The 11,737-nt window shown below is 63.1% G+C and carries 11 protein-coding genes; 5 read left to right on the top strand and 6 right to left on the bottom strand.

The features are described from left to right. Positions 1 to 176: 176 nt before the first annotated feature. Positions 177 to 752, top strand: coding sequence for a hypothetical protein (locus tag ACR9YP_RS08265; RefSeq protein WP_474219359.1), 576 nt, complete (start codon positions 177 to 179; stop codon positions 750 to 752). A 229-nt stretch (positions 753 to 981) separates the two neighbouring features. After that, positions 982 to 1,299, top strand: a complete 318-nt coding sequence (locus tag ACR9YP_RS08260; RefSeq protein WP_438103271.1) for a hypothetical protein — start codon at positions 982 to 984, stop codon at positions 1,297 to 1,299. Positions 1,300 to 1,333: 34 nt separating this feature from the next. Here the strand turns inward: ACR9YP_RS08260 and ACR9YP_RS08255 are convergent, their stop codons facing one another. The 6 genes from ACR9YP_RS08255 to ACR9YP_RS08230 all read right to left on the bottom strand — a co-directional run bounded on the left by ACR9YP_RS08255 (position 1,334) and on the right by ACR9YP_RS08230 (position 8,600). Then, positions 1,334 to 2,605, bottom strand: a complete 1,272-nt coding sequence (locus ACR9YP_RS08255; protein WP_474219357.1) for a flavin monoamine oxidase family protein — start codon at positions 2,603 to 2,605, stop codon at positions 1,334 to 1,336. A 9-nt stretch (positions 2,606 to 2,614) separates the two neighbouring features. After that, positions 2,615 to 3,325 (bottom strand): RibD family protein, encoded by a 711-nt coding sequence (locus ACR9YP_RS08250; RefSeq protein WP_438103274.1) that lies wholly within the window; start codon positions 3,323 to 3,325, stop codon positions 2,615 to 2,617. Positions 3,326 to 3,339: 14 nt separating this feature from the next. Beyond that, positions 3,340 to 4,002: an FABP family protein gene (locus ACR9YP_RS08245; RefSeq protein ID WP_438103276.1), complete on the bottom strand. Its 663-nt coding sequence runs from the start codon at positions 4,000 to 4,002 to the stop codon at positions 3,340 to 3,342. Positions 4,003 to 4,214: 212 nt separating this feature from the next. Beyond that, positions 4,215 to 6,785, bottom strand: a complete 2,571-nt coding sequence (locus ACR9YP_RS08240; RefSeq protein ID WP_474219354.1) for a bifunctional diguanylate cyclase/phosphodiesterase — start codon at positions 6,783 to 6,785, stop codon at positions 4,215 to 4,217. A gap of 339 nt (positions 6,786 to 7,124) precedes the next feature. Continuing rightward, a complete protein-coding gene (locus ACR9YP_RS08235) occupies positions 7,125 to 7,904 on the bottom strand; it encodes a DUF2182 domain-containing protein (RefSeq protein ID WP_438103279.1) in 780 nt (259 codons plus the stop codon). Positions 7,905 to 7,967: 63 nt separating this feature from the next. Further along, positions 7,968 to 8,600 carry a DUF1326 domain-containing protein gene (locus tag ACR9YP_RS08230; protein ID WP_438103281.1) on the bottom strand — a complete coding sequence of 211 codons (633 nt, stop codon included), beginning with the start codon at positions 8,598 to 8,600 and terminating at the stop codon, positions 7,968 to 7,970. Positions 8,601 to 9,239: 639 nt separating this feature from the next. On the opposite strand from ACR9YP_RS08230, the gene ACR9YP_RS08225 reads away from it, so the two are divergent. The 3 genes from ACR9YP_RS08225 (at position 9,240) to ACR9YP_RS08215 (ending at position 11,664) form a co-directional block, all read left to right on the top strand. Next, on the top strand, positions 9,240 to 9,710 hold the full coding sequence (locus ACR9YP_RS08225) for an aminoacyl-tRNA deacylase (protein ID WP_128947201.1): 471 nt from the start codon (positions 9,240 to 9,242) through the stop codon (positions 9,708 to 9,710). Positions 9,711 to 9,824: 114 nt separating this feature from the next. After that, on the top strand, positions 9,825 to 10,247 hold the full coding sequence (locus tag ACR9YP_RS08220) for a CBS domain-containing protein (RefSeq protein ID WP_370989185.1): 423 nt from the start codon (positions 9,825 to 9,827) through the stop codon (positions 10,245 to 10,247). A 277-nt stretch (positions 10,248 to 10,524) separates the two neighbouring features. Then, a complete protein-coding gene (locus ACR9YP_RS08215) occupies positions 10,525 to 11,664 on the top strand; it encodes a TRAP transporter substrate-binding protein (RefSeq protein ID WP_370989184.1) in 1,140 nt (379 codons plus the stop codon). The last annotated feature ends 73 nt before the right edge of the window (positions 11,665 to 11,737 follow it).

The following is an 11,737-nucleotide window of genomic DNA, read 5'->3' as shown; positions in this document are numbered from 1 at the left end:
CCGGCCTGACGGCAAGTGCCACCGGAAGGATATGGGGCGATCTCGCGAATCGCCGTTGGGGTGGCGCGGTGGTATTCCAGTCGGGTTCGGCAAGACAAACGGGATCGCAACCAATTTGCGGTACGATGGTTATCGGATGGAACTTTTCTGTGGTTCCCCGGCATGTGAGCCTTCCGATGCGCATCCGCCGACCCGCCCTCGGTGCCGCTCTCATTGCCCTCGCAAGCCCTTGTTTTGCCGAGACTTCCGCCATCCCGGTCAACAATCCGCTGGTGCAGCAAAATTCCTTTATCGACCTGCTGGCGCTGATGTCGGGCAAGTGCAAGACGCTCAAGGTCGCCGGGCGCACCTATGGCTGCAAGACGGTGGCCTACGCCCATGGCGACAAGGGCCGGGTCAATTTCGCGGTCGCGGTCGACGATCCCGCCGACGCAAATCACGTGGTGTCGTTCTCCGGCGAGAACGGCAAGCGCGCCGACGACAATTCCTACGAATTGCCGATCGACCGCATGCTGCTCAACTCCAAGGACCGTCCGAAGGTCGATGGCCTGCCGGTGCCGGCCGAGCAGACCTCCACCGGGGTCTGCCGCCAGACCGGCAATTTCGCCGCCAGGAAGGTGAACGACGTCACCTGCTCCGCCACCGACAGCGAAGGCCGCAAATACGAGCTCTTGTTCGTCTCCGACGGCACGCCGGTCAGCGTGCGCCGCATCCGGCAGTCGGCGCCGTCGATCCAGGATCCGTTCAAGTAACGGTACCCTTGCCGCGCTCGCGTCGTCATCAAAGATGTCGCCAACGCGTCAATCGAGGCGAGGTGATGGCAGCATCGCGATCGAGGCCGGTGCTGCGGCAATAAATCCCACGACACGCAATTCTTCGCGCGAACCGGACGTCGCATGCTGCGTCGTTTCGACGCCTGCGCTGGCCGGAACGCGCCGGATGTTCATCTGTTGTCACACGACGTTCAACTGGAGTGACGACATGAAGTATCTCTTTGTCGCGATAGCCATCGGTGCCGCGGCGCTCGCCGGCGGATCCGCGGCGAACGCGGCCAATAGTTCGAGCGCGAAGCAGAACGCGCAAGACAGCCGATCGACCGACATCAGCGCGCAGTACAGGCACCATTATTATGGCCATCGGCACCATCATCACTGGCGCCATCACTACGGCCATTATCGCCCGTATTACCGCAGCTACGGCTATTACCCGCGGCACCACGGCTATTATGGCGGCGGCCCGTACGGATATTACGGCGGCGGTCCCGGCGTGACATTCAGCTTCGGCGGCGGACGCTGGTGAGACAAAAGGCCCGCAGAGATGCGGGCCTTCTTTCTTAGCTCCGCAAGATCGTCCTCGCCGTCTCCAGGCCGCTCGCCAGCGCCGCCTCGACCGTGCCCATGTCGCGGCCGCGATAGAGCGCTTCGCCGGACAACAGCACCAAGCCGTCGGCGCGCGCGAGAATCGTCTGCGCCTCTCGCGTCCGCGGCGTCGCCCAGGAATAGGCGCCGCGGGCGAAGGGATCCTGCGCCCAATTGGTTGCAGCCGCCGCCACGAGATCGCGCGCGATATCATCGCGTGACCGCTTGAAGATGGTGGCGAGCGAATCGAGTCCGGCCTCGATCAGTCCTTGCGGCTCGAGATGCGACAGCTCCGCCGTCCGCGGGCCGCCGAACCAGCCGGTGAGCAGCGGATGCTGGTCCGGATATCGCGTCCACCACACCGGAATCACTTCGTTCGACAGCAGGAAGGTCATGTCGGCGAGGTCGTCCTGTCGGTCGCGCCACCATGGCCGCGCGAAGCGGAGCAGAATCTTGATGACGTTGCCGAAGCCGATATCGTCGGCGGCAGCAAGCCTCGCGCTGACGTGTGCTGGCAGCGCGATCTCGCGCAGCAGCGGCAATGGCACGGTGAGGATGACGCGGTCGCCCGCAAGCCCATCGCCGCCGACGCAGCGAACCACCACAGCGCCGCCTTCTTCCACGATCGCCGACACGGCGCAACCGAGTCGGATCGCAACGCCGCAGGCGCGGCACTCGGCCGCCAGAAAATCGATCAGCGCGCCATAGCCACCGTTGATGCGCGCCTGCGGAAAGTGACCGCCGTCCATCCACTCCTCGCGCAACGCCAGCGTCGAGGCACGCGCGGGGTCCGCCGCATCATAGCCCTCGACCATCCGCCCGATGGAATGGCGCAGCCGCGCATAGTCCTCTCCGGCAAAATGGCGGCGCAGGAAATCGGCGATAGCGAGATCGTCCTTCAAGTCCCGCAGCGCGGCTTGGAGCTCCGCCTCGTGCGGATCGTGGCGGTCCTCACGCGAGAGGCTTGCGCCGTCAAAGCTCCATTGCGTGCCTTCGATCGCCTGAAGCGACAGCCCGGCCTCACGCAGCAAAGCCCGCGTGACCGGTGCCTCGCCATGGACGAACTCGGCGCCGCCATCGGCGGGGTAGCCGAACTGCGCCGCCGGCAGCGGATGGATGCGCCCGCCGCAGCGCTCGCGCGCCTCCAGGATGGTCACGCGTCTACCCCCAAGCGCTAGCTCCCGCGCCGCCATCAGGCCGGCGGCGCCGGCACCGACGATGACGATGTGCTCCGAGGGTCCCGACATGCCGGCGCGCTACTTGACCGCGGCCTGCGGATCGTTCTTGATCAGATAGCGCAGCAGCAGGACGCCGCCGCCGAGCTCCCGCGTGCTCTCCAGCGTCATCGCCGTGATCGGCGCGCGCTTGTCGCTGTCCGCTGCCGTCGAATCGAACACGAACGGTGCGCCGCTCGCGCCATCCACCGCGGGGCTGAGGATCAGGTTGAATTCGTCGATGAGGCCGGCGCGCAGGAACGCGCCATTGGCAACGCCGCCGCCCTCCACCAGCAGACGCTTCACGCCGAGCTCACGGCTGAGAATGTCCAGCGTCAGCGCCAGATCGATCTCGGACTCGCCGGCGAAGATGTAGGACACGCCTTCGCCGCGCAGCCCTGCGAGATGCGAATCCGGCACGCTCTTGGTCAGCACGACGACAATTGGATCGCCGCCGATGTCGGAGCGGCCCCAGCCGATCTTGCCCTGCGCGTCGAGCACGACGCCATAGGTTTTCGCATCGCGTCGTGCGAACCAGCTCTCGCGCTGAAATTTCTCGCGCGTCCCGGTCGGGTACGGCTTGCCCTTGGCGAATTCCGAGCCGGTGACGCGGCCGATCACCCAGGCATCGCCGCCGAGCTCGTCATGGATCTTCTCGAACCAGTCCGTGCCCGCACCCTTCGGGCGCCAGCGGCTGGGATGCGTGCGGCCATCCAGGCTGGCGTGCATCAGGCAGATGACATAAGGCTTCATGTGAATCTCCGATCTCAGGCCGCCGATCCGCCGCCCTCGGCGCGATCGTTCACGATCACGGCGAGCGGATTGAGCTTTGGCGGCGCGACCAGCTTGAGCGTGTTGGTGTCGTGGTGATTGAACGGCGCGCCGCGCACGAACAACTCGGTCTGGATCAGATAGGTCCAGCTGCCGTCGTCGTTGAAGCTGATGTCGCAGCGATAGGAATCGGTGCGGAAGGCCTGCTCAAGGAAGTCGGTCGAGCAGATCCCGTAAGCGGTATCGCCGCGTTTTGCCGTGACGGAGATCTTCCTGTCGTCCGGCCCGGCCTTGCCCGAGGCCAGCAGCACCTGTCCGCGCGGGATCGCCAGCGTCTGCATGATCAACCCGGTCGCGGGCTCCCACAGCCAGTAGCCGACCTGGTCGTGGAAGGTGATGTCCTCCTCGGGCGTATTGATGTGGATGTGATAGCGCAGCCCGTAGAACAGCTGCGGCCCGTTGGCCTGCGGATCAATGGGATCCATGCGGATGCGCTCGATGAAGGTGCGCCGCTCCGGCCCCTCTGCCTTCGGATTGACGTCGATGCCCTTGTCCGCCTGCCAGCTGCCGGCGAGACAGCGGAGCGGGCCGAGATTGGCAAGGCCGTCGGGCGAGACGTCCTCGGGCTCGGTGAAGATGTCGGCAGGAAGGGGAAGCATGGATGTCCTCGCGTAGATTGCGAGGGCAGCAATAGCACGGAGGCGGGAACGCGGCTCGTGCTCAAGTCTCACAATTGCGAATGGACATAGGCGCCACGCGCAGACGGTTGTGGGAAGGAGCTCGCCAAGGCAGCGAAGCCGGGACGGTCAATTCCATCCCCGAAGGGGAGGATAGCACACGCGAATTTAAGATCCGCGCCCTGCCCTTCTCCTCACGCTGCCGCCCGTCGCCTCCGCCGCGTGGCGGGAGCTTGCCACGACAAGCCGGCGAGCGGCACGGGCTTGCTGAAGTAGTAGCCCTGGCCGAGCGGAATTCCGAGCGAATGGAGCTGTCTGAGCTGTTCGGAGGTCTCGACACCCTCGGCGACGATCGAGAGCTTCAGGGTCTCGGCAAGCTGCACGATGGATTTCAGCACGGCGACGGTCTCGCGGCGGTCAATCCTGTCGATGAAGGATTTGTCGATCTTGACCTTGTCGAACGGAAAGGCCGTCAGATAGGACAATGACGAGTAACCGACACCGAAGTCGTCAAGCGCAATGGAGACGCCGAGCGCCTTGAGGCGCTGGAGCGTCTTGAGATTTTCCTGGGTATCGGCGAGGAAAACGCTCTCGGTGATCTCGAGCTCGAGCCGGGTTTGCGGAAGTCCACTCTGCGCCAGTGCGAACGTCACGGTGTCGACGAGGTTGGTGCTGGCGAACTGCAGGGCGGACAGGTTGACCGCGACCTTGACGTCGTCCGGCATGGTCATCGCATCCCGGCACGCCTTGGTCAGCACCTGATTGCCGAGTTCAACGATCAATCCACCCGCCTCTGCAACCGCAATGAACTCGGCGGGAGAAATGAAGCCCCTGGTGCCGTGATGCCAACGCGCAAGAGCCTCGACCGATTTCACACGGCCGGTGCCGAGCTCGGTCACAGGCTGATAGAACACTTCGATTTCCTCGCGCCAGATCGCCTCACGAAGCTCGATCTCGAGCACGTTGCGCTGATCCGCTTCAGCCTTGAGCTCCACCGAGTAGGTGTGGAAGCAGTTTCGGCCGGCGTTCTTCGACTTGTAGAGCGCAAGGTCGGCGTTACGAAGGATCTCATCGACGCGACTGCCATGCTCGGGAGCCACGGCGATGCCGATGCTGCAGCCGATCACGATGGGATGATCGTCGATCTGATAAGGCTCGGCAATGGCCTGAACCAGCCGCGCAGCGAGGCTGGCGGCGCCGTCCTGCATCGCGCCCCGGCCCGGCGCGACGATCACGGCAAACTCGTCGCCGCCGATCCGCGCCGCCGTGTCGGCGTCACGGATCTGCGCCTTGATCCGGCCCGCGACCTGCTTCAGCAAGGCATCGCCACATTGGTGACCAAGCACGTCGTTGACGGACTTGAACTTGTCGAGATCCAGCAGGAGTACGGCCAAAGGAGCTCCCGAGGAGCCGGACGTCGCGAGTGCTTCGTCGATGCGCTCCTTGAACAGATTGCGATTGGCCAATCCGGTCAGACTGTCGTAATGGGCGAGCCTTTCGATCCGGTCCTCGGATGCCTTGCGTTCGGTGATGTCTTCATGGGTGGCGACCCAGCCACCGCCCTCGCGCCGTCCGTAGGAGATATAGACAACCCGCCCATCCGGAAACTGCACGGTGTTCGAGGTTTGCTCCGACTTGGCGAGCCGATTCTTCAGATCGACCAGGTAAGCCTCGACGTCGAGAACGGCGGTCTGCTTTGCAAACACCTTGCGGAAGTCCATGCCGATCCGAATCTCCTCCGGCACGAGGCCATAGAGTTCGAGCCATTGTTGATTGAATGCGATCAGGCGGTCGCTGCCGTCGAACATGCTCAAGCCCTGGGGAAGGTTTCTGAGCGCGTCTTCGAACTTGCTGGCGAATTCGCGCAGCTCGCGCTGGGCGCGATCCAGCGCCTGTCGGCGTCGCCAGTGGAACATCGTCGCAGTCAGGATAATGAACGTGAGCAGTAGCGCGCCGCCGAGATAGACCTTCTGCCTGGTATCCGCGCGCGAATAGATCTCGCGCTCCGAGATTCCTACGGTGAAGATGAGTGGAAACAGCCGCGATCTGCGCGCTGTCACCAGCCGGTCATCGCGGTTGGGATGGTTCTCGTTCCAATATTGGGCGTAGAAGCCGCCCCGCAGCTCGCCTTCGACGCGGTTCGGCGCACGCTGCCCCAACACCGCGTCCTGGTTGATGCCCCGCGCGGCGAGCACGACCTGGTTTGCATTTCTGAGGACCAGCGTTCCTCCTGCGCCGAGCTTTGCGGTGTCGTAGAATCGACCGACGACATCGACGCTGATCGAGCCGACGACCACGCCCACGGGATTCCTGGCAAGATCGAAGAGCTTTCTTGCGAGCTGTATGGTCCATTTGTTGGACGCGCGGCCCAGAACCGGTTTCGCCACGTAGAGGCGATCGTCGGCCTGCGACATGGTTTGAATAAAGTGCTCGCGATCGCCGAGATAGAGCGGCGGACCGGAATAGCCCACCGTCGTATCCGTCATGTAGCCATCCGACCCGATCAGGGCGAACTGGACCACGTCGCCGGTGGCGATGCGGGTCTTCTCGGACCAGAACTTCAGGCTGAAGGTCAACGGATCCTGGGCGTAGAGCGCTCGCACCACCAGCAACGACTGGTCCACACGCTCGAAGATGCGCTCGGTGTTTTCCTCGAACAATTCGGCGACGCTGTTGCCGTGCGACCGCGCCTGCTGGACCGCATCCGTCCGTTCCGACGACGTGATCGCGAAATAGCCGATCCAGACCAGGGGCAGGAAGAACAATGCGATCTGCAGCGGAGCATTCCGCAGGATCGTTCTTCCGGCTTTGCGGACGGAACTTGCGGGAATCACGACACGCGCCCTCGCCTCAGCCGCCAGGGCAGAACTGCGCTCGCCGCCAGTGATGGCATCGCCTGTCTCCGCCTCGATTGAGACCGCCGCGGCCGGAAGCGGCGCGGGTGCTGTTCATAGCCCGAAGCTAGGCGGGACAGCCTTAAGTTTCTGTTTTGATAATGCTCAATTCTTTAGCTTACAACATCCGTATGACCACGGAGGTCGGCTGTTTTTGAGCAACCACGCGGTATTGGCAGGGCGATATCTTTGGTCGTCTGTACCGGCCGCTCACACCGCGCGCGCAAGAACGATCGTGCCGGACAGGATGAGGACCGCGCCTGCCGCATGACTCAATCGTTGGCCGAACGGCAGCAGTTTCTCGGCGGCGACATAGAGCGCGATGCCGATGATCCAGGCCATATTCATCACGCCGCCGACGAACAGCAATACCATCAGAAACCAGCAGCAGCCGACGCAGTAGCTGCCATGGCGAAGTCCCATGCGGAATGCTCCGCGCGTGCCGGGCCGCCAATGCCGGCTGAGAAACAGCAGCGGACTCTCGCAGTAGCGCAGGCAGGCATGTTTGAGCGGCGTGAACTGATAGAGGCCGGCGGCAAGCAGGATGATGCCGCCCAAAACCGCGCTGGTGCTGGCCATCGCCATCGACAACAACCCGAAATATTCGAGCGCCCATTGCGCCAGGACCGCAACGACACTGAACCCGGCCCATGTCACGAGATAGCCGGCGAGAAAGATCCAGGCATCGATTGCCGCCCGGGACGCAGTCTCCTGCTTGCGCTTGACGGTCGCATACAAGAGAACAGTGGGCGCCGCGCTCGGCGCCATCATCGCGATCATCATCACCCACCACATCACGAGCAACAGCGCGGCATAGAGCGGCGTCCACGGCATTGGCGCCATGTCCGGCATGTCGGCCATCATCTCGGTGTCCATGCTGGCGCCGCCGGCGAGATAGGCCCAGGCGAGTGCCACCACTGCGGCGGTCCCGATCGCGACGATCAGCCGGTCGCGGTGGAGCAGGTGTTCCAGCATCAAGCGCCCCTGCATGGACTTGTCCAGCATAGTGATGAGGAGCTGACACCGAGATCTTGTCTCGATGTCAGCGCCGCATCATGCCGCAACGCCCTCGGGCGTCTGCACGACATTGGCGAGCGAGCTGTGCGTGCCCTTGGTCTCGAACGGGATCGCACCGGTCGAGCGGATGTTGGCGGACGCGACCTCGGCAGCCCTGTGCTCGAACCCTTCGGGCATCACCACCTGGATGCGGTGCGGCTGACCCGTCACCGGATTCTTGATCGGCTCGACGTCGGTTTCGAGCACGCCCGTGACGACGAGTTTTGCGACGCGTCCGTCCTTGTCGAAGGAAAATTCGAAGGGCGCAAAAATCGGATCGTGAATGGTGGTCACGATCAGGCTGAAGATGTGGAATAGCGTGCCCTCGGCCGAATGCTTGCCCGACAGAATGTTGAACAGCGCCTGCTGTTGCTCCGGTGTGGCGCGCTCGTCGACGATGGGCTGCATCTTGCCGTTGCCTTCATGTAGCGCGCCGGGGAAATCTACGACCACGGCGAAACAGAGGCCATCGAGCTTGACGCCCTCAAAATGTCCCGCGGTGATCCGCATGCCGACCATGCCCTTGCAGTATCCGTGGGTGGGGGGAGCATTGAAATCGCAGGGGCAGCCAAACGCGCAGTTGCAATTCTTCATCCATTCGCCTTCGAGACGCCAGTCCGATGCAGCCATGGCACATCTCCCAATGTGAGCGGGGAACGCGGCAGCCGTAGAGGATTTTGTTCAGCGTTATGTCGAGGCAATGCGAAAAAGCGCGAGCGGGATCGAGTCCGATCAGAAGGCCGGCATCGCGGGAAAGTCTGTGGCCAGCTGCCATTCACTGTCCCTATGGCCAAGAGCATATCAGCGGCAGCCGGGCGCGTACAGCGAACGGACGCGGCAGAGCAGCCGGGCTTTTAGGACGTCCGAAATCAGAGGAATGGAGCTCCATTTAAAATAAGGCTGCGAACTCCCATGCGATTGAAATATCTAAATAATTCCAACCAACCGCCTCCCCGCTCACGGCCGTAGCGACGGCGAGTGCTTTCCATGAAGGCGGGATTGGCCTCGTCTTGCCATCACACCGAACCGTCCCTGGCAAAAAAGTCCGTGCAGCGGCGGCGTGCTTGGATAGCGCTGGCGTGGCGCGTGCGTTGCGGCCGCCGCGCCTGAGATCACGGATGAGGTGAGCGCGGCGCGCTTCGAACGTCCGACTCAGTTGCGGCATTCGAGGGCAAGGCCTATGCTGAAGGCCGGCAATCACGCAGCCGCCCATCGTGCGGCGGGGGCAGCTTCACGGTGGATGGTTGCATCCATCCGAAAGGCGAAGCCATGTCCATCGCCCCCACACTGCATCGGTATCTGGCTGCCGAGAACATCCAGTATGCCGAGATCCCGCACGATCTCACCATGTCATCCACGCGCACGGCGCAGGCTTGCCACGTCTCGGGCGATCGTCTCGCCAAGGCCGTCGTGCTGCGGCACGACGGCGGCTATATGCTCGCGGTCGTGCCGGCATCGCACCATCTCAACCTGCCGGACTTGAAGGAGAGGCTTGGCGAGGATCTCGCCATGGCCAACGAAACCGAGATCAACCAGCTGTTCATGGACTGCGCGCACGGAGCCATTCCGGCGGTCGGTCGGTGTTACGGGCTCGATCTCATCGTCGATGACAGCATCCGGGCCCAGCCCGAGGTCTATATCGAAGCCGGCGATCACGAGACGCTGCTCCAGCTCACCCATGCGCAGTTCGAGCGCCTGACGGCCAGTGCACCGCATGGACGCTTCAGCATGCATGACTGACGCGGCGTGGCGGCAAGATAATCCCGGTACGCACCGTCACGGCGTGCGTGCGGCCGCGTCCGGTTCGATGTATAGTCAATTCAGCGGGGGCTGCGTTCGCAACGGAGGTCCTCCATGAAAGTCAGAGACGTGATGCACAAGGGCGTCGATTGGGTCAGCCCCGACACCCCGATCATCGAGATCGCGAAGTTGATGCAAGGGCACGACATCGGCTGCATTCCGATCGGCGAAGGCGACCATTTGGTCGGAATGGTGACCGATCGCGACATCGTCTGCAAAGGTCTTGCGAGCAGGGACTTCAACGCCGCGCGCATGACGGCGCGGGATGTGATGACCGAAGGTATCCATTGCTGCCGGGAAGACGATGATCTGGCGAAAGCCGTGCATCACATGGAGACGCTGAAAGTCCGCAGGCTACCCGTGATCAACAAGAGCAAGCGGATGGTCGGCATGATCAGTCTCGGTGATATCGGCCAATCCGCCACCCCTGATCTGTTGACGCAATGCGTCAAGAGCGTGTCGGCCCATCATCATTGAGGGCAACGCCGGCTCGATTCCGAACCTTCGTCGGATCGCTCGCAGATCCGGCGCGCGCCGAGTTCTCTCGAGCCTGCATTGAGCGCACTGTTCACCGCAGTTCGGCTTCGCCGCACTCGGCGGCGAGCGCTGCGGCGCGTCATCGCCGCAGTCCGCGTCGTAGCGTCGCATCATTCGGAACATTCTTGCCAAACCCCCTGCGCAAGACTTTGACTTGTTCCAATAAAAAAGCAGCTGATCCGCAAGGGATCGCTATTCCAAAGGGGAGGAGGCAACCATGACCAAATCAAAGAAGGGCAGCACTTCGAGTCGCCGCGGCTTTCTCAAGGTCGCTGCTGCGGGGGCCGCCGCGACGGTAGCCGCGCCGAGCGTCGTCAGCGCCCAGGGGCCGATCAGCATGCGCTGGCAAAGCACCTGGCCGTCAAAGGACATTTTCCACGAATACGCCCTCGACTACGCCAAGAAGGTCAACGACATGACCGGCGGCGATCTCAAGATCGAAGTGCTGCCGGCAGGCGCTGTCGTGCCCGCCTTCGGCCTGCTCGATGCCGTGTCCAAGGGCGTGCTCGACGGCGGCCATGGCGTGCTGGTCTATCACTACGGCAAGCAGACGGCGCTGGCGCTCTGGGGCTCGGGACCGGGCTTTGCGATGGACGCCAACATGCTGCTGGCCTGGCACCGCTATGGCGGCGGCAAGGAGCTCCTGGAAAAGCTCTACGCGTCGATCAACGCCAACGTTGTCTCGTTCCCCTACGGTCCGATGCCGACCCAGCCCTTCGGCTGGTTCAAGAAGCCGGTCGCAAAGGTCGAGGACGTCAAGGGCCTGAAATTCCGCACCGTCGGCATCTCGATCGACGTGTATTCGGGAATGGGTGCAGCCGTCAACGCGCTGCCCGGCGGCGAAATCGTAGCTGCCATGGACCGCGGCCTCCTGGACGCGGCCGAGTTCAACAACGCCACCTCCGACCGCGTGCTCGGCTTCCCCGACGTCTCGAAGGTCTGCATGCTGCAGAGCTTCCACCAGAACGCCGAGCAGCTCGAGATCATGTTCAACAAGGACAAGTACAACGCGCTGCCGGACAAGATGAAGGCGATCATCGCCAATGCGGTGGACGCGGCTTCGGCCGACATGTCGTGGAAGGCGATCGACCGCTACTCCAAGGACTATGTCGAGCTGCAGACCAAGGACAACGTCAAGTTCTACAAGACCCCCGACGCCATCCTGAAGCGGCAACTCGAGATCTATGACGATGTGGCGAAGAAGAAGGCGGCGGAGAACCCGTTGTTCAAGGAGATCGTGCAGTCGCAGATCGAGTTCGCCAAGCGTGCCACGCAGTGGGAGCAGGATACCGTAGTGAACCGCCGCATGGCCTACGATCATTATTTCGGGCCGAACGCTGCGGCCAAGAAGATCTGATGACGAAATAAAGCTGGCAAGGCGCCGTCCGGACCACCCGCCGGACGGTGCCTTGTGCTATGTTGGGGGTCAT

The sequence above is a fragment of the Bradyrhizobium sp. BR14999 genome (assembly GCF_056106085.1).
The sequence above is the reverse complement of the archived record's forward strand: the minus strand, read 5'-3'. Positions and strand labels throughout refer to the sequence as shown.